Source organism: Chelatococcus sp. YT9, from assembly GCF_018398315.1.
Taxonomy (GTDB): domain Bacteria; phylum Pseudomonadota; class Alphaproteobacteria; order Rhizobiales; family Beijerinckiaceae; genus Chelatococcus.
Genome location: NZ_JAHBRW010000001.1, coordinates 1,289,373 through 1,309,546, shown reverse-complemented (window position 1 = coordinate 1,309,546; position 20,174 = coordinate 1,289,373). Strand labels below are relative to the sequence as shown.

Sequence of the window (20,174 nt, the reverse complement as noted above, 5' to 3'; positions counted from 1 at the left end):
TGGTCGGTATACATTGGCATGACCCGAGAAAACCGACCCACGCGAGAGCGCATCATTGATGCGGCCGCAAAGCTGTTCCACGCCGAGGGCGTTCGTGCTGTGAGCGTCGACGCGGTCGCGGAAAAGGCCGCGGTGACCAAGCGCACCCTCTATTATCATTTTCGCAGCAAGGACGACCTGATCGCGGCCTATCTGGAAATCCGCGATCAGCCCAACCTCGTCATCTTCAAGCGCTGGTTCGCAGAAGCCGACGGCGATGTTGCCCAGAAGGTCGAGGGAATATTCCGCAATCTCGCCCGTTCTGCGCGACACCCCAAGTGGAAGGGATGCGGTTTCCTGCGTACGTCCGTCGAACTCGTCAATCTGCCCGGGCACCCCGCTCTGGCGATTGGCCGGGCTCACAAAAAACGAGTGGAAGACTGGTTCTGCGCGACGCTCGTCGCCGAAGGCATCGGGGAACAGGCAAGGCCGCTCGCGCGCCAGATCATCCTGCTGCTCGACGGGGCCTTTTCCGTGGTCCTTCTCCACCGCGATCCATCCTATATGGAGGATGCGGGCGAGGCGGCGGCTCAACTCATCCGCGGTGGGCTCTCTGCATTGCAGGAAACCCCTCCTGGGGCGTGGTCCGGTTGATGCCGGACTGTCTCCAGCCCTCGCTTACCAAAGCCCGGTGGCCTACAATAACGTGATAATCTGACGGTCGATCAGGATGGCTGTTGCCGCTACACCTCCCCATGAGGTGCTGTGATGTCAGCGGTTGGCGCGAGGCTTGTCGATTTCGAGCGGAACGCGTGGCGCTCGCCTGGCAATTGGGCCGCTTCCGGATTTCCAGGTGTGAAAACGCAATAATCTCTGTCGAGCTTGCGTCGGTTGGACTATGGACTAATGCGCGCGGGCACGACACAGTGAATCGAGGGATATGTGGATTTCTGAATTTCCAGCGAATCAGGCACCACAAAACCAATTAGGATGTAGCGGCCATTATGGTGGGTAGAATTCAGCTTGATGAGAAGACCAAGAAGGCGCGCCAACAAGGAGGAGTGTGGTTGCGGCGCCTGCGTGAGGATGCAGGCTTGTCGCAGCGCGACTTGGCTAAGCTCATCGACATCGACTTTTATACATTTATTTCTCAGGTGGAAATCGGCAAGGGACGCATTCCCCCGGAAAAGTATTTAGTCTGGAGTAAGGCGCTCAAGGTCGATCCACATGAGTTCGCACTCAATATTATAAAATATTACAATCCTTTTCTCTACGACCTGCTTTTTCCCACCGGCGCACGTGCCAAGGCCGGCGCATCCGCGAAGTCATCGCTCCTCGATACCCATGGACTCCAGGAGGAGATCCGCGAGCTTCAGCGCTTGCTGGGCGAGAAGACGCTCGAAGTCGCGCGGCTTCAGAAGCGTCTGGAGCAGAGCGAGGCGGACGCTCAGCCACCGGCGGAAGAGCTGCCTCCCCAGCCGGGCAAAGGGTCTCGGGCGCGCGGCCGCAAGAAGGTGTGATGGTCCGCGCCGTTTTTTGGTTTGTTTTGGGTGGTTTCAGTGTTCCCTGAAGGCGCCGGACATGGCGTCTGTGAGGGGTCTCATGAGGTAGCTCATGACGGTCCGCTCGCCTGTATTGAAGATGATTTCGGCGGGCATACCGGGTCTGAGGCGTCCCTTGAGCTCGGAGGGGATATCGGTATCGGCGACGGAGATGAGGGCGAGGTAGTAGGGCTCGCGGGTCTGCTCGTCGACGAGGCGGTCGCGGGAGACGTTGCGCAGGGTGCCGAGGATGAGCGGCGTGGTGCGCGAGTGGAAGGCCGGGAAGCGGACTTCCGTTGATGTTTCCGTCCTGAGATTGTCGATATCGGTGACCTGGACGCGGGCCTCGATGACGAGCTCGTCCTGGGGAACGATCTCGACGAGGGTGTCGCCGGGGCGTACGACGGCGCCGACGGTGAAGATGCGCTGATTGATGTTCTGGGCTTCGCCGGCGCGTGGCGCGCGGATTTCGGTGCGGCGCAGGACATCCTCGGTGACGTTGAGCTTCTCGCGCATGTCGCCGAGCTTCTGGCGGATGTCGAGGAGCTGGGCGCCGACCTCCTCGATGAACTTCTGGCGGGTCTGGGTCGCCTGCAGGTTCATCTCGCCGATATTGTTCTGGGCCTTGGCGGCATCGGCGAGGTTGCGGCCGACGACGCCGTCGAGGCGGGCCTTCTCACGCTCCAGCGCCGACTGGCGCGACTTCGGGACGAGACCCTTGAGGGCGAGGTCGCGGATGCCGACGAGCTCGTCGTTGATGAAGTAGAGCTGCTGCTCGGCGGATTTGCGCTCACGGTCGAGGCCGTCGATCTCGGCCTTGAGCTGGTCGACGCGACCGTTGATGATGTTGAGCTGGCCGGTGATGGAGGCGCGCCGGTCGGTGAACTGGGCGGTCTCGTCGGCGATGACCCGCTTGACCACCGGATCGTCGGGATGGTCGACGAGGAGGGCGGGGAAGGTGATCGCCGGGGCGTCGTCGCGCTCGGCGACGAGGCGGGCCTCGAGCGCCAGGCCCGCATACACCTGGTTGCGCACCGCGTCGCGGTTGGCGAGCGCGGTGGTGTCCTCGAGGCGGAACAGGAGGTCGCCCTCCTCGACCTTCTGGCCCTCGCGGACCTTGATCTCCTTGATGATGCCGCCTTCCAGGTGCTGCACGACCTGGCGCTTACTCTCCACGGAGATGACACCCGGCGCCACGACGCCGGCGTCGATATTGGCGAGCGCGGCCCAGCCGCCCATGACGCCGAAGGTGAAGATGATGATGGCATAGCCGGTCAGCGCGATGCGGCGGAAGTCGCTGTCGGGCTTGCCCGGGGAGCCGGTGCCGTCGCTGCCGCCTTCCGCCTTGTCGCGCTTGCTCTTGCCCAGGCTGAGGGCGGCATCGATGGCCTTTTCGAGGAAGGGCAGCTTGCGTCCGGTTTTGTCCTGCATGGCCTTGTTCTGCAGAGGCTGGCCCTGGATGGCCTCATGGGCCGGCACCTTCGCCGGCGTGATGGCGGCGAAGGGGGTGGACCCCGCTGTTTCGCCCTCGAACCTCGCTCCCGAAACGTCTTCCGGCGCGGCGGCTGTCGCCGCGGGGCCGGCGGGTCGCGCTCCGGCCGGAAGGGGAGGGGTGGGCTGGCCCGACATGGGTTGGCCCATGGTGGGCTGGCCCATGCTGGCCTGGCTTTGAGGGGGCTGGTTTGGCGGAATGGGTCTGCCGAAGGTCAGCGGCCGCGGAAAGCGCGTGCTCTCGCCGTCGGCGCCGGCCGGGACGCCGCCGGGGGCTGACACGGCCACCCGCGAATGGTGACCCGCAACGGGCTGTGCGAACAGGGACTGGCTCGATGCGGGCGGGTTGGGGGCGGGCTGGTTTGGGGCCTGCCCTGTCTCGGCCTGCACAGGCGCTTTCTGCACAGGAGCCTTCTGCACCGGGGGGATCTTCTGCTCGGACATCAACCACGCTCCAGCGTCACAGACCAGACTCCGGACCAAGCCGGAGGAACAACAGGGACAAGCGCTGTCCGGACCACGCGGCAACCGGGCCAGCGAACATAAACACCGGCGCCGCCGCTCGCCACAGGAGAGCCGCCGGCTCCGATCACATCGGTGTTAGCCCCCTCGGGGGTCATTGGGCGGCCGCTTGAGGTCACGCGAGGCCCCTTTGGAGGCCAGGCTTGCTCAACCCGGCGCGGCGGCCGCGGCGATGCCCGGCTGGCCGGGGGCGGCGGTCGCCGGCCCTGCGCCCTGCGGCCCGACGATGCGCGGCCCGAGCACCTTGGCCAGCACCTCGTCGCGCGGCCCGAAGGCCTGCACGCCACCTTCCGCCAGCACCAGGATGGAATCGCACAAGGCCAGGGAATTGGTCTTGTGGCTGATCAGGATCACCGTGCGCCCGGCCGCCTTCAGCTGGCGGATCGCCGTCATCAGCGCCTGCTCGCCGGCCGCGTCGAGGCTCGCATTCGGCTCGTCCAGCACCAGGATCGGCGGCGACCCGTAAAGGGCCCGCGCCAGTCCCACGCGCTGGCGCTGGCCGCCCGACAGGGCCTGCCCGCCTTCGCCGATCTGCGTGTTGTAGCCGTCCGGCAGGCGCTGGATCATCTCATGCACGCCGGCCAGCTGCGCCGCCCCCACGATCCCCGCCTCGTCCATGTCGCCGAAGCGCGCGATGTTCTCGGCGATGGAGCCGGAGAACAGCTCCACGTCCTGCGGCAGATAGCCGAGGAAGCGCCCGAGCTGCTCGGGATCCCAATGGGTCAGGTCCGATCCGTCGAGCCGCACACAGCCCGCTGCCGCCGGCCACACCCCGACGAGCGCCCGCGCCAGGCTCGACTTGCCCGCAGCGCTCGGCCCGATGACACCCAGCACCGTGCCCGCCGGCACCGCGAAGGAGATGCCCTTCAGCACCGGCACGTCCCGCGTCGGCACCCGCACGATCAGGTTCTCGACCGAGATGTCACCCTTCGGATCCGGCAGACGCATGCGCGCGCCCGGCGCCGGCAGCGCCCGCAACAGGCCCTGCACGCGCTCATAGGCCGAGCGCATGTTGATCAGCGACTTCCAGTTGCTGATCGCCATCTCGATCGGCTGCACGCAGCGCCCCACGATGATCGAGGCCGCGATCATCATGCCCGGCGAGATCTCCCGCTTGATGGCGAGATAGGCTCCGACCCCCAGGATCAGGCTCTGCATGAAGGCGCGGTTGAACTTGATGCCCGCCATCAGCCCGCCGGCCCGGTCGGAGGCCTGCGCCTGGTGGCCAAGCGCGTCGTAGTGGTGCTTCACCCACTTCTCGCGCAGCCGTCCCACCATCCCCATCGCCTGCAGCACCTCCGCATTGCGGAAGGTGGTCAGCGCTTGGTTCTGCGCCGTGATATTGGCCTTCGTCGCCTGGTCGAGCACCGGCCGCGTCGCACGGTCGTTCGCAAAGGCCAGCGCCGCCGAGATCAAGGCCGTGATGATCGCCAGGATCCCGTACCAGGGATGCAGCAGCGTTGCCGCGATGATGTAGATCGGCACCCACGGCACGTCGCAGAAGGTGATCAGCCCCTGGCCCGTGAAGAACTCCCGGATGCTGTCGACGTCGCGCAGGGCCTGCACATGGCCAGGACCGGGCTGGCGCAGCGAGGCCCGCTGCACCGCATTGAACGCATCCGCGTTCACCTCCTCGTCAAACCGGACACCCGCGCGCACCAGAAGGCGCGTCCTGAGGCTCTCCAGCGAGGCCGAAACAAGATACAAAATCGCGATCAGGATCGTCAGGACAACAAGTGTCGTCAGGTTCCGGCTCGACAGGACGCGGTCATAGACCTGCATCATGTACAACGAACCCGTCAAACCCAGAAGATTGATGAAAAACGAGAAAATGATCGCCGTCACAAACGCGGGTCGCGTCGCGCGGATCGCCGCGTTCAGCGCCGTCGGAGCCTTCTTACCCCCACCCATAATCCCCGCCTGTGACATCAATCTACGCTCCAATCCCATGCGCAGCACCGGCGCGCGGTCTCATCCTAAGTAGGATCGGCCGCGTTCTCCAACGCACGGTTCCCCGCAGCGCCTGGCGACACGCCCGCGCTCCTCGTTCGACAGCAGAGCGCAACAACTTCAGCGCCAGGAAGGCTTTGCCATCTGGCGCGCAGCGACGCTCGGCGATCAATCCCATTTCGCGTGACGTGCGTGTTGAATTCTCGCTACGGCCTAGCGCGAAGACACTGCGCCCTTCAAAACGATATCTTGTTCTTGGCCAGTTCGAGCTTTCTCAAGAGCTCTACAATCGGACAGGTGCGCGACAAAGATCCTGGGAGGCCTCCGTCACGCAGGAAAAGATGTGTCCAGATGCAGCACTCACCTTTTGATAAACTGACCACACCACCTTCAATTGTTACCGAAATAGAACACTTCCTGCAGGGCACCGTCTCTACGAGGTCATCAAGCGTGGCAATGCCGGGCGATCTACACATTTGCCTAGCTTCGGATGTAGAGGATGCGTTTGGCGCGACCGCCATGGCGCGCGAATGATGGGCTTTCATTTGCACGAGTTTGTACCAGGCAATTCATCGGGGTAGCCTTGCACCCAAGGGTGTATTATTTTTACATACCGTTGGCAAGTGCTGGGTATTTATTTGCCGGCAACCAGACGCTGCTCTTATTCGTGGCTGGTGTCGCGCGATAGGATGGAACGACGCGTTGAGGACGCCGAAACGCCGCTGGACGCACGCTCCGTACTGCCTGGAAGCGCACCCGCGACACTTGCTGAGCAGGCGGATGCTGCACCAGTGTGGAAGCCGTATCGCTTCGCTTCGGGTGTGCGTTGATGAAAGGGTCTAGATCCTTGCATTAATGCCGTTTTCTTCAAGCGCGTTCCTCAAGAGAGGACGGAGGCGAGGACCGCTGCTTGCGGCCCTCAGTGGAGATGATGCAACGAGCGCAACACCATCGATCCAAGCGATATGGACGATCGTTTCCGCATACTCCGCATCGATAACGGCGACCCACTCGCTTCCATCTTCGCTGACCGACGACGATATTTCGAATCGAGGTCCGACTTTATTCAACACCTTCTCAAGCCATAGTAGATCGGTAAGATCCTGCTTGCCCGCAGACTTCAGGTGAAGATAGTTCATACTCTCCTCAATAATGAAGCTACGCGACGCATACCGAATTTTCCAAAATTATAAGCCGTGGAAGAGCTTATCATAGGGTTCAACTGTTGCGTTCGTGTGTTCGGAAAATTCAAGCTTTGATGATGCGCTACGTTTCAGGTGGATAGTCAGCCATATCGGCGCTGAGCAGACAGAAAGATGACGTTACCTCGATACTCCGGAACAATCGCGGCAGCCATCCGGCGCGGCTTGAACAATGCCGCGGGCAGCTTCCGGCAAGCTTGAAACGGGGCGAAGTCGGTCTAGATTCGCGGTGGCCTATTTGGCCGTGAATCAATTGCTCTCCCGACAATGGCGGGTGCGATTGCAATTCAGCGCGAGAGATCTCCCGTTACTGCGATGCTGTCAGAAAAGTCGCCTCCGTTGTCGGCACTTGCATTCTCTCGGCCGGACGCCGGCGGCGTGAGCAACAGCAATCAGCCGGGCATAATGGTGCGGAGAGCCGCATGATTGGACCTTAATGAAACTTCGACTGAGCCCGCTGATCTCACGCAAATGTTTCATATCCATGTCGGCGCAAGTTTGGCCTTGACCGTTTTCGACAGTATTTCCCTTTTCTCGCATTCACTCCGCGTTCTCCCTAGCCTCCGCCGGTGGCTGCGGCAAAGATGAATGGAATTATGAGACAGGCCCCTCGACAGGCGCCTATACTTAGTTTCGAACTGAACTAAAGAGAAGAGACACGCTCAGGTGGCGAGCCAGAGGTCTGGACTCAGGTAGCCGATCAATGTGATGTGGGAGCCGTCCTCGGCGGCCAGTGTTTCGATCACAAAGGTCTTGCCGTCGACGGGGGTATAATCTGAGGTGGAATAGACTACGTTACCCGCCCCTCCGATATAGGATTTTCCTGCGCCATCGTTGATATGGACGTTGCGATTGCTATCCATAAAGTCTTCGACGAGGCGAATCGCCAAGTCATTTGATACACGCTTGTCGGCTGCGGTTGCCGGCTTTGATGGAGAAGGTGGCACGAGGGTAGATGGCGGTGGGGTGGGGGCATCAATGGACGACGATCCCATCGAGCGGTCGGGCACCGACGGCGTCGCGTCATCGGGGGACGTTGGCGGAATGACGGCCGCCCGGCCGATTGAGCCGGTATAGTCGGCATTTTGGGAAGTGGTGCTCTGGCGAGCGGCAGTGATGTCCCATCCAGCGGAATCGGGCGTGCTATCATCGGCCACCATATGAGCTGGCAAATCGTCGCTCGTGACGGCGAGGCTGGCGAGCTGCACCCTCGGCTCAGCCTCGGGCGCACCGTTACTGCCACGGCCACCAGCAAGCATCTGATCGATCGCCTGCTTTATCGCGTCACTGATATCATCAGTACCGGCATGAACTTCCGGCACCGAATCACTTGCGATCGCCAAGCTCGCTTCGCCGGCCGCCACGACCTTGCTGACGACGCCGCTAACATCCGTTGCAATCGCCACTGGGGCTTTATCGTCGGCACTCCCGCCACGATGATCAGCTGCCTCCAGCGCGCCGGACGACGTTCTGGAAGGATTGGCCTGCCGCGCACTCCCCGAGCCCGCATCTGCTTCCGCCAGATCTGTCTTGAGAGCCGCGGGGCGATCGCTCACCTCGGACATCGCCACGTCAACGGCGGGGAACGACGAATCATGGACCACGGGCTCGGCAGGAGGCAGCGCGATGCCGGCCCCGTCAAGATGCCCACGCTGGTGGAGCGCAGCGGCGAGTGCGGCCAGAACAACAGTCGCGGCTGGGAAAGACCCCTTATCCTTCAAGCGCGAGGCAGCTGTCGCAACCCAGGCGTGCTTGCTTGTCGCCGCAATCGGCACGCCAGTGCTATAGGAATTGTTGAGATTGTCGCTCAGGTTGTTCACAAAGAGCGGGGCAACAACCCCTGGTAGTAGCGCGGCGGGATGCGCGACTATATTTGAGTTGCTGTCGCAAGCCTGCGCCACCGGCAAGCGAGACACATGCCGCGTGAGGAAGCTTTCAACGACTGCCCCGAGCGCGCGATCCTGCAGGGCCTCGCCGAAACCACTCGCGATGACAAAGACCCCATCGATATACGCGATATGGATAATCGGGTCTTCCGTGTCGACGCTTGTGAAAATGAACCACGGGTCTCCCTCATCGGAACATCCATGCTCCGTTTCGATATTGAGACCGCAACGCCGCAATGCGGCTTCGAGGCGCGCAAGATCCGCCAAGTCCTGTGGGGTCCAGTCCCTGGATTTGCGTCTGAAGAAGTAAAGATTGGTAATGGGATTGCTTGCCATGGCCAGCCCAGCCAAGCGCGAGTCGGTAGGCGGCTAAGCGCCTTCGCTCTCAAAGAGAATGTCGTAGGTCACAGGATCGTAGAACTTGAGCATGGTCTGCACAAAAAGCTTCAAGTCGACCTTGAGCGCTTTGGACCAAGCGCGATAGCGGTCCGGAGGGATGCGGCCGCGCCCCAGTTCGAGTTGGGATATGAACGTATAATACTGAGTGCCCACTAGGCCTGCCAATTCACGCTGTGAAAGGCCCACGGCTTCGCGCCGTTCCTTCAGCCACCGTCCCGCGTCGCGCCTGAGTGACTGAACGTCCGAATCATCAAGTCTTTGTGGATTTCCATACATGACGCGCCTCAAAATGCGACGTTTCCAGCCTGGCGTGAAGGTACTGCACTTACACGCACGGTGCAATATTTGCTGTACGCCGTACGTAATGATTTTTCTTACAAATCAGAATTGAGTGTTGCATTCTTGCGGTTAACGACACTTAACATATTGATTTAAAAGAAAATTTTGAGAGCTAAGGGAACGTGCCGAGGTGCGAGTGGATATAAAAAACACTTACTATTGGCTTGTATGGGTATGAAGAACGCTGTATACCCCCGGCTACGGCAGATGCCTCGGCTTACGGCCTGGCCTGCCCCTTGTGTCTCGAGAGGATCCGTCCATGGCTCTTGATCCCGCAGTAGTTGCTGCCAACTACAAAGCAATTCTTCGTGTTACGCCTACCCAGTCCCAAGTGAATGCGCTTGCCGGTTCTTACGACACCGTGCAGGAGCTGCAGGATGTTCTGATCACCGCCGCTCGCGGCAGCGTTAACCCCGTCGTTCAGCTCTACCAGGCTGTGTTCGGTCGCGTGCCGGACAGCGCTGGTCTCGACTTCTGGGTGCAGAACTACACGCAGGCGAACGTCGGCGGCACGCTTACGCTCGGCAATCTGTCGACCGCTTTCGCAGTCAGCCAGGAGTTCCAGGACCAGTATGACAATCTTCCCGACGCAGCTGTCGTCGCGAAGATGTATGTCAACGTGCTCGGCCGCGAAGGTGAGCCTGCTGGCGTGCAGTTCTGGACCGCCGCTCTTGGCCAGTGGACCCAGGAAGTCGGCCGCGAGGAAGCTCTCGCCCGCCTCGTCCTGTCGTTCTCACAGTCGCCGGAATTTACCGACGCGGCGCAGGAATACATCGCCGGCTTCCTCGAGGCCGCTGCTGATGGCGAGCCCGTCTACACCGGCACGCTGTTCAATCCGGACTTCCTGCCGCCGGAGCCGCAGCCGGAGCCGGAGACCATTCCGCTGACCTCGGGCGTCGACATCCTCAACATCCATGACGGCGACGTCGTTCGTGGTGGCACGGGCACGCTGACGGCTGGCGACATCATCACCGGCAATTCCGGCTCGGTCGAGCTCGAGTTCACCTCGGGTGGTTATGACGGCCAGACGATCAAGAACGTCGACCTCATCACGGTCGGCACCAGCGACGCCGCTGGCACGGGCCCGGTCACCGTTGACACCCGCCGCTGGACCGAGATCGACGCGATCGCTCTCGACACGCTGCGTGTCGACACCAAGCTCAGCAATCTGCAGAGCTCGGACACCGTCTACAGCATCGACGACGATGTCTCGTCGAACGGCCTGCTGCACACCACGCTCGACTTTGACGCTCAGGCTGTCGGTGCCGGCAAGGTTGTGAAGCTCGGCCTCAAGGAAGTTCGCGGCGATGTCGAATTGACGGCTGACGCCGGTGCCAAGATCGAGACGGTCGCGCTGACCATCAACGACACGGCGGGCTTCACGTCGGACGTCAACTCGTTCCACTCCCAGGGCACCACGAAGCTGACGATCGACGGCGGCACGGCCGGCCTCGACTTCCGCATCAAGAACGCCCTCGACGCTGGCCTCACCAGCATCGACGCCTCGGCTGCCAAGTCGAACCTGTCGCTGAACATCTCCGACTCGACCACTGACATCAATGTCAAGCTCGGCGCGGGCAACGACAAGCTCTACACCGGCGACACGCTCTCCAACGGCGACGTGTTCGATGGGAACGGCGGCAACGACACGCTCTATGCGACCTTCACCACGGGTGGCACGCGCGCGCCGACGAGCACCGAGATCGAGACCTTCGACCTCACGTTCAAGGCCAATGCGACGCTCAACTTCGCCAAGGTCGATGACGTCAAGACCGTGAATGTCAACGAGAGCAGCAACCGCTTCGCGTTGATCAACATGGACTCGACGGTGGCGAACCTGAACGTGTTCGGCACGCAGGCCAACGCCTATCACCTTATCGAGTACGCTCCCGGTGTCTCCGACAGCAACCTGAAGGTCACCTGGGCGAACAACAAGGCCAATGACGACGCGGGTGCTCTCGGCGTGAAGCGCGCCGGCGAGTTCCACTTCGAGTCGAAAGGCCAGTTCGACACGTACTTCAATAACCAGCAGCCTGATCTTTCGGGCGACGCCTGGCAGTTTGACATCACCGACGCAGCTCACCCGGTGACGCGTGTTCTGACTGTTGAGAACAGCGGCAAGGGCGACCTGATCCTCGGTTATAAGGGTGCCTATCCGCAATGGGCGGGTGGTGACTATTCCGACTCCTACTACTATATGGGCGGTTTTGCCGATATCGGCGGCACCAATGCTGTTACCGACATGTCCTTCGAGACCAAGGACACCGGCGACATCATGCTGCGCGACATCCGCAACGTTGACGCGCTGGAGCGTTTTGACGCCCATGCGACGGCGAGCGGCGATATCTACATCAACTCCGTTGGTGTGGGTCTTGCTCTGGGCTTCCAGAACCCGCCTCCGTTTGATGCGGCCCGTTACCTCGACGAGATCCATCTCTCTTCGGCGCAGGGCTCCACGACCAACGTCAACCTCATCAATGCTCTTGGCGATCTGAGCAGCCCGGTTCTTTCGAATGGCGCTACGATCTCGGAGATCACGCTGTCCGCAGAGAACGACTCCGAGACCAACCTCTGGTACCTCGGCGCCGGCGATGTCGAGAAGACCACGATCACGATCGCCAATGGCGGCTCGGTCGGTGTCGGCACCTGGATCCTCGCTAACAACCTTTCGGAAGGCTCCAGCCTCGGCACGTTGACCGCGTCCGGCGCCGGCATCTTCGAAGAAGGTGATTGGCAGGAAAGCGATCGCGGTGACGGCGGTCACTGGTTCACGTTTGCCAATCAGGCGATCAAGAACCAGGACTATTCCGGCCTTACCGAAGATACGGTCCATGTTGACTTCTTTAACGACAAGGGCGGTGTCAACTTCATCGGAACGGACAACGACGTTGAAGATTATGCATCGATTAGCGATGTCTCGCAGAGCTTCGTGAGCCTTGGCCCGGTCGGCAACGATCATGTCGACGGCAGCCAGCCGGAGAATTTCTACAACTTCAACAATGAAGGCGCAGACGGCTTCGGTGATAATGACGACCACATCGGTCAAGTTACCGGTGACTGGATCAAAGCTGGCTCTGGCAACGACAACATCGACGCCGGTGGGGGCAATGATTTCGTCTTCACAGGTGCCGGCAACAACGTCGTTGATGCTGGCGCTGGCAACGACTACATCGTTACCGCGACGACCGGGAAGAACTCGATCACGCTCGGCGCTGGGAACGATTGGGTTTATCTCAACAACGTCGGCCAGACGAACAGTGGCGGCCAGACTGTCTCGCACAACGTCATTACCGACTTCAATTACGATGGTAACGACAAGATTGTCATCGACATCAGCGCGATGAACAACTACCTCCCGGGCGATCTCGTCAACACCCATGGTGATGTCGTCGGCTCGGCTTTCGACACGGAAGACTATATCCAGGCTGACTTCCTGACGCTCGACAACGTGCTCAGCAACTTGGGGAGCCTCGTGTCCACGCCTTCCTTCATCGATGTGACCGGCACGTTCGCCAATCACAACGCAGTTGCTTCAGCGCTAAACATCGGCAGCATGCAGGCGATCATCGCAGACAACGACGTTGATGTCGGCGATGCCTTCCTGATCGGCTGGCGCGATACCGGCGGCGACTTCCACATCAGCCTTGCCCAGGTTGCTACGGAGTCGGCTGGTCCAGTCACCGCTTACAACTTTAACATCGTTGATGTTGTCGAGCTGACAGGCGTCACGGGTATCTCTCAGGACGATCTGGTCTTCACTGGCTGATCGGTCGGAGATCCTCCATCCCCTTGGATGGCTGCCATTCGGGACCCGGCGTACGCGCCGGGTCCTATTTTTCATTACCGTGCATGTCGACTTTCCGATTGAGGCCGCACCGGTCGCCGCAGGCGATCCCCGCACCGGAGGAAGTCATGAAGGCGCAGCCGATCACGCTGTCTGAAGCCGCCCGCCTTGAACTCGAACAATGGATGCAGACTGCCTCGCCGGATGAACGGCTGAGAGCGCAGTGCATTCTCCTGGCGGCCGCTGGAGCCCGCAACAACGCCATCAGCGAAACCATGAAGCTCTCTCAGCAGGCCGTCGGAAAATGGCGGAAGCGCTATGCCGAGATGGGCCTCGATGGCATCAAGGAGCCACGCCGCGGCCGGCTGCCGAAGTTCGGCGCGGACACTGTCGAGCAGGTCGTCAGCCTGCGTTTCTCGCACCGGGATTCCGATGCGTCAGGAACGAATTGGTCGATTCGGAAGCTGGCGCGCACATCCGGAATGTCTTTCCGAACGGTCCAGAAGATCGTCAAGGCTGCCGCCGACCAGCGCCCGACTTCGTAATCCCGCTTCGGCCTGGACTGCTGAGGTTGCTCGCAGGTGCGTCGGGCAAGAGCGCAGCCGGGGACCGCCGATCGGGATTGACGCGCCACGCTCATGTGAGAGAGGCGGGACACGCGCCGACGCGCAGCTGCCCCACGCCCTGTCTTGTGGCTCGCGCTAGTTGCGTAGCGCGATCTGCCGGGCCATGTCGGCCAAATAGGCATATTCGCCCGAAGTCTCGGCTTCCCACCACATGGCACAGAGGTGATGGCCCGCGACCGGCGGGTCTGCTTCCAGCACCCTGAGATCGAGCCCCTCGCCTGAAAAGCCGAGAATCTCCCGCGGCAGCAGGGCCGCGCCCGTGCCGGCGTTCGCCAGCCGCGCAATCACCGTCAGCGGATTACACGTATTCAGTCTCAGCGGTTTCAGACCGCGGGTGCCGAACCACATCTGTATGGTGGTGAACAGCCCGGAAGGTGGGCTGTTGGTAAAGATGGGCAGCCCAACAAGCTTCTCCGGCGTGGCGATATCGCCATCGAAGGCCAAATTTCGTCCGATCACCCAGACGAGATCGATCTGCCACAGCGGGGTAATCACGATCTTCTCGTGAGCGCGCGGCTGCGACAGGAAGGCGATATCGATAGCCCGGTCGAGCAGGAGCTGCTCCAGCCGTGTACTGAAATCAACGGTCACGTCGACCTGCAGGCTCGGGTGGCGGGCCGCGAGCGCCGCCAGGAGATCCGGAAGGATGCGCGCCGCAAATGAATCGGCGGCGCCGATGCGCAGGAGGCCGTGGCCGGGCATGTCCTCTCTCGAGCGGCGTTGCACGAGCTCCGCGTGGGCGAGCATGCGCTCCACGTCGCTGTAGATGCTGGCGCCCAGTGAGGTCGGCACCGGGCGATACAGGGAGCGATCGAAAAGATCACCGCCGAGAATGCGCTCGAGCTCTTTCACCCGCAGGCTTACCGTCGGCTGGGAGAGGTTGAGATGCGCCGCCGCCGCGCGGAAGCCACCGAGACGGGCAACCCAATAGAAGGCTTCGGCCTGACCGAAAGTGTAGCGCATGGGACGGTAGAGACCTATTGCTGCCGACATGGGTCGACACCCAAGATGATAGCGAAATGCAATCAAGTGGCCAAGGCTTCTTATTTTAATTCGAGCGGCTCTTGGTGCTACGCTCGCCTGATCTGCCGCGCTTTCCTGTCCCGCGCGGCAGCGTCCAAGAATGAGGGGGACTTCGATGGATCGTTTTCAGACTGACCGCCGCCGCTTGCTTGCCGGCGGCGCCGCGGGTGCCCTGGCCTCCTTCCTCCCGGCCAGCTTGCTCCATGCGCAGCCCAACGAGGGCAAGACGCTGACGATCGTGTTGCCGAGCAATCCGATCACGATGGATCCGATCAACCAGCTCAATCATGACGCCATGGTGCTCGGCCAGACGGTCTTCGAGAACCTGGTCGAGTATGATGTCGATGGTGTGCTGAAGCCGCAGCTCGCGAAGGCGCTGCCGACGATTTCCGCTGACAAGAAGACCTACGTCTTCGAACTGCGCGATGACGTCACGTTCCAGAACGGCAAGAAGATGACAGCCGAGGACGTGAAATACAGTTTCGATTATCTGCTCGATCCGGAGAACAAGGCCGCGCGGCGTTCGCTTTTCACACGTATCGCCAAGGTGACGGCGCTTGCGCCGGACAAGGTGCAGTTTGAGCTCAGCGAGCCCTACGGGCCCTGGCTCTACTTCCTGACGAAGTATATGGGGATTTTCCCGGCGGGATCGCGCAAGGAGCATGGCGACGATTATTTCAAGTCGCGGCCGGCCGGCGTCGGAACAGGTTTCGGCATTTTCGAGGAGTGGAAGCCGAACGACTACATCAGCTTCAAGAAGAATCCGAATTACTGGCGCAAGGGGCTGCCACATTGGGACCGGCTCGTCGTCAAGATGATCCAGGAGGATGCGACGCGTGTCGCCTATCTCCTGACGGGGCAGGTGGATATCATCAGCGCGCCCCCACCACGTGAGTTCAGCAAGCTCAAGGATATGCCCGGCGTCACCGGCGCCTCACGGCCCACCTTGGGCGGTGCGCTGCTCATGTTCACGAACAATCTCAAGCCGCCGCTCGACGATGTAAATTTCCGCAAGGCGATTTCGGCTGCGCTGGATCGCAAGGTCATCGGCGACAAGGTTTACTACGGGCTCCTTGATCCAACCTCCGTCCCGGCGCCGCCGCGTGGCTGGTGGTACAACGCGGAGGCCGACAAGGAGCTTGGGTATAACCTTGATCGTGCCAAGGAATTTCTCGCGAAATCCAAGTATCCGAACGGCGCTGAGGTTGATCTCAGCATCCAGGCCGAGCCTTACCTGCTCGATACCAAGGACGCAGCGATCTTCGTACAGTCGCAGCTCGCCAAAATTGGAATCAAGGTCAACCTGAAGGTCTATGAATTCTCAGTGCTCATCCAGCAGATCGCGCGCGGTGAGCATCAGATGGCGCTGCAGGTCTTCATGTCGCCGGGCGAGGCGAGCTATATCGTGCAGGTGACGCTGACGCCAGGTCAGGTGCTGTCAAAGAGCACGGGCTATGACAACCCGGAACTTACCGGGCTGCTCGCAGCCGCCTTCGCCGAAACGGAGCAGGCCAAGCTCAAGGAGATCTATGGCAAGATCCAGTCTATCGTCGCGCGTGATGCGCCAATCGGCGTGCTCGGTTACGTGCACGCATCGAATCTCTGGCGCGACCGGGTGAAAGACTTCAAGGTCAACCAGGGTTTGACGATGTATGTCGGCGAGACCAAAGTTTAAACGCGGTCTGGACCCATGTTCCGCCTGATCGCCGGCCGAATAGTCTCTTCTATTGGCACGTTGCTGTTCGTAGGGCTGGCGTTGTTTATCCTGACGCGATCCGGTCCGGGCTCCCCCGCCCGGGTCGTCCTGGGAACGGACGCCACCGTGCAGCAAATCGCCCAGTTCGAGCAGAGCCACGGCCTTGATAGGCCCGTTCTGGTCCAGTACGGCGCCTGGCTTAACGACGTTTTCACGCATGGAGACTTCGGAAAATCGTTCGTCACGGGGCGGGATGTGGCGGGGGAAATCATGGCCTCACTTCCGGTTACGTTGTCGATCGTTCTTTTTGCCTTTGTTATCGCAGTGGTCTTCGGCCTCGCCATTGGCATCGCGGCAGCCTTGCAACCGGGGGGTGTGTTCGACAGGCTGGCGCGGCTGGGGGCCGTCGTCGGCTTGTCGATCCCGGCGTTCTGGCTGGGGATCATCCTTATACGCTTCATCGCGGTGGATCTGCGCCTGCTACCCCCGGGTGGCTATGCGCCGCCTTCCGCAGGCTTGATGTTGCACCTCCAGACCATTCTGATGCCCGCTGTCTCGCTGGCGGTTTACTATGTCGCGGTTCTTGCTCGCATGACGCAGGCAAGCCTGCAGGAGGCGTTGCGAGGAGACTATGTGCGCACGGCGCGCGCCATGGGCCTGCCGGCGTGGAAAGTTGTCGCTTATGCGCTCGTCAACGCGTTGCCGCCGGTCATCAATCTGGCTGCGCTTTCCTTCGGCTACATGTTCGGCTGGGCTTTGATCATCGAGCAGGTGTTCAACATCCCCGGGCTGTCGCGGGCGCTGCTGAACGCGATCTCGCAGCGCGATTTCCTGCTGCTGCAGGGCATCGTCTTCCTGTTCACGGTCATCTTCGTCATGGCCAATCTTGCTGCAGACCTCGTCAACCGCACGCTGGATCCGCGCCAGAGGAGCGCGGCATGAACCGCTGGTCCCTGGCCCTGCGCAGCGTGGATTGGACGGGTTGGCTCGGCGCCGCTTTCGTGGCGCTGATGCTTGGCAGCGCGCTGCTCGCGCCCCTGATCGCGCCGTTCGATCCTGTGGAGGTGATCCTGGAGGACAGGCTGACGCCGCCGGACGCCGTGCATTGGCTGGGCACGGATCAGGCGGGGCGGGATGTCCTCAGTCGCATCATCTATGGTGCCCGCGCTTCGCTCACCGTGGGAATTGGGGCGGTCCTCATCGGCGCCCTCATCGGCGTGTCCGCAGGTCTGTTCGCGGCTTATAAGGGCGGCCTGGGCGATCAGCTGGTGATGCGCATCATCGATGGCATCGCGGCCATCCCGCTCCTCGTCTGGGCCATCGCTATTGTCGGCATCCTGGGGGTGGGGCCCCTGCACCTGGGGCCTCTCGCCCTGCCGAACGAGGCGAAGATCGTGCTGCTCGTGGGAGTTCTCTTTTCGCCTGTGTTTGGCCGGGTCACCTATGCGGTGGCGCAACGGGTGGTGCGCGCCGATTTCGTCAAGGCGCGTCTGCTCCAGGGTGCAAGCCACAGGGAAATCGTGCTCGGCGACATCCTGCCCAACTGCCTGTCGCCGATCATCGTCCAGGCGACGCTGCTCGTCGCGATCGGCATCGTCATCGAGGCATCTGTTAGCTTCGTGGGGTTGGGCGTTCAACCGCCGAGCCCGAGCTGGGGCACCATGCTTTCCGATGCTCGAAGCGCCATCTATTCCGGTGAGTGGTGGCTGCCGGTTTTTCCCGGGCTCGCGATATCAATCACTGTCGTTGGCTTCAACCTGCTGGGCGACGCCGTGCGCGATCTGTTCGATCCGCGCAGTGAAACAAGGACATTGGTCGCATGAGTGCGGTTGCCATGAACGCTCCGCTTCTTGCCATCGAAGGCTTGCGTGTCGGCTTCCGTGCCGCCGGCGGGGGCGTGATCGAGGCGGTGCGTGGGGTGGATCTCAGGGTGGCGCCCGGCGAGGCTGTCGGCATCGTCGGTGAATCGGGTTCCGGCAAGAGCCTCAGCATGCTAGCGGCGATGCGCCTGCTCGGCAGTACGGCCCGCATCACCGGCGGGCGCATCACGTTCGACGGCCGCGATCTGACGGAGATGAGCGAGGCGGAGATGCGCAGCCTTCGCGGCCGGGAGCTGGCGATGGTCTTCCAGGATCCGCAAAGTTCGCTCAATCCGGCACTCACCATTGGTCGGCAGATCACGGACGTGGTCCGTGCCCATCGTGGGGTCGGACAAACCGAAGCGCGGAGAGTGGCCGCCGACGCGCTGGAACGGGTCGGCATTCGTGATGCGGTGCGGCGGCTCGATGCCTATCCCCATGAATTCTCGGGTGGCATGCGCCAGCGCGCGCTGATCGCCATGGCGATCGCCTGCCGCCCACGCCTTCTGATCGCGGATGAGCCCACCACGGCGCTTGACGTCACGGTGCAGGCGCAGATCGTTGACCTGATCGCGGAACTGCGCCGGGATCTGGGTCTCGCCGTTGTCTTCATCTCCCACAACCTGCAACTCGTGTCGGAAATCGTGGACCGCGTCGTTGTCATGTATGGCGGCAAGGTCGTCGAGGACGGGCCCGTTGAAACCATCGAGCTCGGCGCGCGCCATCCTTATACCCGATTGCTGCGCTCCTGCGTGCCGCGGCTCGACGGACCGGTCGGACCCCTCGCGACCATCGAGGGGACGCCACCACGTCTCGGCCGCATGTCGGCCGGCTGTCCTTTCCAGCCGCGCTGTCCGCACCCCGACGCTGTGTGCGCGACGGACATGCCGCCGCTGGTGGCCGGTACCGCGCATCGCTTGGCCTGCTGGAGGCCGCAATGAGCGCGGCCCTTCTGTCCCTTCGAGGCGTGACCAAATCCTATCCGCGCGGCGGCCTGATCGACAGGGTGCTCACCCGCGCCAAGCCGTTTGTCGCGCTCGACAATGTGTCGTTGGATATTCATCGCGGCGACGTGGTAGGCATCGTTGGCGAGAGCGGATCGGGCAAATCGACCCTGGCGAGCCTCGCGGTCGGGCTGATTGCGCCGACGTCGGGCGAGATCCTGCTCGACGGTGAGAACCTCGCCGACCTGATGCGCGACCATGCGGGGCCATGGCGTCGGCGCGTTCAGATGGCGTTCCAGGATTCGAGCAGCGCGCTCAATCCGCGCAAGACAGTGGAGCTCTGCCTTACCGAGACCCTGGCTCTGCGGGGTGTGCCGCGCGACGAGCGGTCCGCGGAGGCTTATGAGTTGCTCGCGCTGGTCGGGCTGGGCGCGGAACTTGCGCCACGCTTGCCGCACGAGCTGTCCGGCGGCCAACGACAGCGCGTCGGGCTCGCGCGGGCGCTCGCGATGCGGCCGGACATCCTCTTTGCCGATGAGCCGGTGTCGGCGCTCGATGTCTCGCTGCAGGCGCAGGTCGTCAATCTCCTGGCGCGGCTCACGCGGGAGCTCGGCCTGACGCTTGTGTTCATCAGCCACGACCTCGCGCTCGTCCGCACGTTATGTAGCCGGCTTATCGTCATGCGCAATGGCGCCATCGTGGAACAGGGCGCATGCCGTGAGGTGCTGGACAATCCGCAACACGACTACACACGGCTTCTGATTGCGGCTGTGCCGAAGGGGCTTGCGGGACGTCGCTCCGGAGCTCCCGGTTCAAGCCTTGGCGCAAGCACTCGCCGGCAGAAATCGCCGGATTTGAAGCCTGAGATCTTTACCAGCCGTCGGTTGGCTGAACGCATCTGAATACAGATCAATGGAATGTCGAGACGACATC

15 protein-coding genes are annotated in these 20,174 nt (G+C 61.9%); 9 read left to right on the top strand and 6 right to left on the bottom strand.

Going from position 1 to position 20,174, the window contains the following annotated elements:
* Positions 1–18: 18 nt before the first annotated feature.
* Positions 19–633 carry a TetR/AcrR family transcriptional regulator gene (locus KIO76_RS05890; protein ID WP_213321908.1) on the top strand — a complete coding sequence of 205 codons (615 nt, stop codon included), beginning with the start codon at positions 19–21 and terminating at the stop codon, positions 631–633.
* Positions 634–983: 350 nt separating this feature from the next.
* Positions 984–1,499 carry a helix-turn-helix domain-containing protein gene (locus tag KIO76_RS05885; RefSeq protein WP_213321907.1) on the top strand — a complete coding sequence of 172 codons (516 nt, stop codon included), beginning with the start codon at positions 984–986 and terminating at the stop codon, positions 1,497–1,499.
* A 36-nt stretch (positions 1,500–1,535) separates the two neighbouring features.
* Here the strand turns inward: KIO76_RS05885 and KIO76_RS05880 are convergent, their stop codons facing one another.
* The 5 genes from KIO76_RS05880 to KIO76_RS05860 all read right to left on the bottom strand — a co-directional run bounded on the left by KIO76_RS05880 (position 1,536) and on the right by KIO76_RS05860 (position 9,246).
* The gene (locus tag KIO76_RS05880; RefSeq protein ID WP_213321906.1) at positions 1,536–3,176 is read right to left on the bottom strand and encodes an HlyD family type I secretion periplasmic adaptor subunit; all 1,641 of its coding nucleotides are present in this window, start codon (positions 3,174–3,176) and stop codon (positions 1,536–1,538) included.
* A 504-nt stretch (positions 3,177–3,680) separates the two neighbouring features.
* Positions 3,681–5,462: a type I secretion system permease/ATPase gene (locus KIO76_RS05875; protein WP_249729758.1), complete on the bottom strand. Its 1,782-nt coding sequence runs from the start codon at positions 5,460–5,462 to the stop codon at positions 3,681–3,683.
* 860 nt (positions 5,463–6,322) lie between these two features.
* Complete coding sequence (locus KIO76_RS05870; protein WP_213321904.1) at positions 6,323–6,622, bottom strand: hypothetical protein; 300 nt, start codon at positions 6,620–6,622, stop codon at positions 6,323–6,325.
* Positions 6,623–7,347: 725 nt separating this feature from the next.
* Positions 7,348–8,907, bottom strand: a complete 1,560-nt coding sequence (locus KIO76_RS05865) for a prolipoprotein diacylglyceryl transferase (RefSeq protein WP_213321903.1) — start codon at positions 8,905–8,907, stop codon at positions 7,348–7,350.
* Positions 8,908–8,940: 33 nt separating this feature from the next.
* A complete protein-coding gene (locus KIO76_RS05860) occupies positions 8,941–9,246 on the bottom strand; it encodes a helix-turn-helix domain-containing protein (protein WP_213321902.1) in 306 nt (101 codons plus the stop codon).
* Between the two features lie 322 nt (positions 9,247–9,568).
* Here KIO76_RS05860 and KIO76_RS05855 point away from each other — a divergent pair, with 322 nt between their 5' ends.
* Both KIO76_RS05855 and KIO76_RS05850 read left to right on the top strand, forming a co-directional pair.
* Complete coding sequence (locus KIO76_RS05855) at positions 9,569–13,075, top strand: DUF4214 domain-containing protein (protein WP_213321901.1); 3,507 nt, start codon at positions 9,569–9,571, stop codon at positions 13,073–13,075.
* 146 nt (positions 13,076–13,221) lie between these two features.
* Positions 13,222–13,638, top strand: a complete 417-nt coding sequence (locus tag KIO76_RS05850; protein ID WP_213321900.1) for a helix-turn-helix domain-containing protein — start codon at positions 13,222–13,224, stop codon at positions 13,636–13,638.
* A gap of 156 nt (positions 13,639–13,794) precedes the next feature.
* Here the strand turns inward: KIO76_RS05850 and KIO76_RS05845 are convergent, their stop codons facing one another.
* Positions 13,795–14,712: a LysR family transcriptional regulator gene (locus tag KIO76_RS05845; RefSeq protein WP_213321899.1), complete on the bottom strand. Its 918-nt coding sequence runs from the start codon at positions 14,710–14,712 to the stop codon at positions 13,795–13,797.
* 145 nt (positions 14,713–14,857) lie between these two features.
* On the opposite strand from KIO76_RS05845, the gene KIO76_RS05840 reads away from it, so the two are divergent.
* Genes KIO76_RS05840 through KIO76_RS05820 form a run of 5 tightly spaced genes read left to right on the top strand, consistent with a single transcriptional unit; the run spans position 14,858 to position 20,143 of the window.
* On the top strand, positions 14,858–16,417 hold the full coding sequence (locus tag KIO76_RS05840; RefSeq protein ID WP_213321898.1) for an ABC transporter substrate-binding protein: 1,560 nt from the start codon (positions 14,858–14,860) through the stop codon (positions 16,415–16,417).
* Between the two features lie 15 nt (positions 16,418–16,432).
* Positions 16,433–17,380, top strand: a complete 948-nt coding sequence (locus tag KIO76_RS05835; protein WP_213321897.1) for an ABC transporter permease — start codon at positions 16,433–16,435, stop codon at positions 17,378–17,380.
* Entirely contained in the window at positions 17,377–18,261 is an 885-nt protein-coding gene (locus KIO76_RS05830) for an ABC transporter permease (protein ID WP_213321896.1), read from the top strand. The genes KIO76_RS05835 and KIO76_RS05830 overlap by 4 nt, the downstream gene beginning before the upstream one ends.
* The gene (locus KIO76_RS05825; RefSeq protein WP_213321895.1) at positions 18,258–19,238 is read left to right on the top strand and encodes an ABC transporter ATP-binding protein; all 981 of its coding nucleotides are present in this window, start codon (positions 18,258–18,260) and stop codon (positions 19,236–19,238) included. Before KIO76_RS05830 ends, KIO76_RS05825 begins: the two co-directional genes overlap by 4 nt.
* Positions 19,235–20,143: an ABC transporter ATP-binding protein gene (locus tag KIO76_RS05820; protein ID WP_213321894.1), complete on the top strand. Its 909-nt coding sequence runs from the start codon at positions 19,235–19,237 to the stop codon at positions 20,141–20,143. Before KIO76_RS05825 ends, KIO76_RS05820 begins: the two co-directional genes overlap by 4 nt.
* The last annotated feature ends 31 nt before the right edge of the window (positions 20,144–20,174 follow it).

Coding starts and splice junctions, on each gene's coding strand:
- KIO76_RS05880 (WP_213321906.1), bottom strand. CDS start 3,176: ATGGGCCAGCCCACCATGGGCCAACCCATGTCGGGCCAGCCCACCCCT.
- KIO76_RS05850 (WP_213321900.1), top strand. CDS start 13,222: ATGAAGGCGCAGCCGATCACGCTGTCTGAAGCCGCCCGCCTTGAACTC.
- KIO76_RS05835 (WP_213321897.1), top strand. CDS start 16,433: ATGTTCCGCCTGATCGCCGGCCGAATAGTCTCTTCTATTGGCACGTTG.
- KIO76_RS05820 (WP_213321894.1), top strand. CDS start 19,235: ATGAGCGCGGCCCTTCTGTCCCTTCGAGGCGTGACCAAATCCTATCCG.
- KIO76_RS05875 (WP_249729758.1), bottom strand. CDS start 5,462: ATGTCACAGGCGGGGATTATGGGTGGGGGTAAGAAGGCTCCGACGGCG.
- KIO76_RS05890 (WP_213321908.1), top strand. CDS start 19: ATGACCCGAGAAAACCGACCCACGCGAGAGCGCATCATTGATGCGGCC.
- KIO76_RS05825 (WP_213321895.1), top strand. CDS start 18,258: ATGAGTGCGGTTGCCATGAACGCTCCGCTTCTTGCCATCGAAGGCTTG.
- KIO76_RS05830 (WP_213321896.1), top strand. CDS start 17,377: ATGAACCGCTGGTCCCTGGCCCTGCGCAGCGTGGATTGGACGGGTTGG.
- KIO76_RS05860 (WP_213321902.1), bottom strand. CDS start 9,246: ATGTATGGAAATCCACAAAGACTTGATGATTCGGACGTTCAGTCACTC.
- KIO76_RS05870 (WP_213321904.1), bottom strand. CDS start 6,622: ATGAACTATCTTCACCTGAAGTCTGCGGGCAAGCAGGATCTTACCGAT.
- KIO76_RS05865 (WP_213321903.1), bottom strand. CDS start 8,907: ATGGCAAGCAATCCCATTACCAATCTTTACTTCTTCAGACGCAAATCC.
- KIO76_RS05885 (WP_213321907.1), top strand. CDS start 984: ATGGTGGGTAGAATTCAGCTTGATGAGAAGACCAAGAAGGCGCGCCAA.
- KIO76_RS05845 (WP_213321899.1), bottom strand. CDS start 14,712: ATGTCGGCAGCAATAGGTCTCTACCGTCCCATGCGCTACACTTTCGGT.
- KIO76_RS05855 (WP_213321901.1), top strand. CDS start 9,569: ATGGCTCTTGATCCCGCAGTAGTTGCTGCCAACTACAAAGCAATTCTT.
- KIO76_RS05840 (WP_213321898.1), top strand. CDS start 14,858: ATGGATCGTTTTCAGACTGACCGCCGCCGCTTGCTTGCCGGCGGCGCC.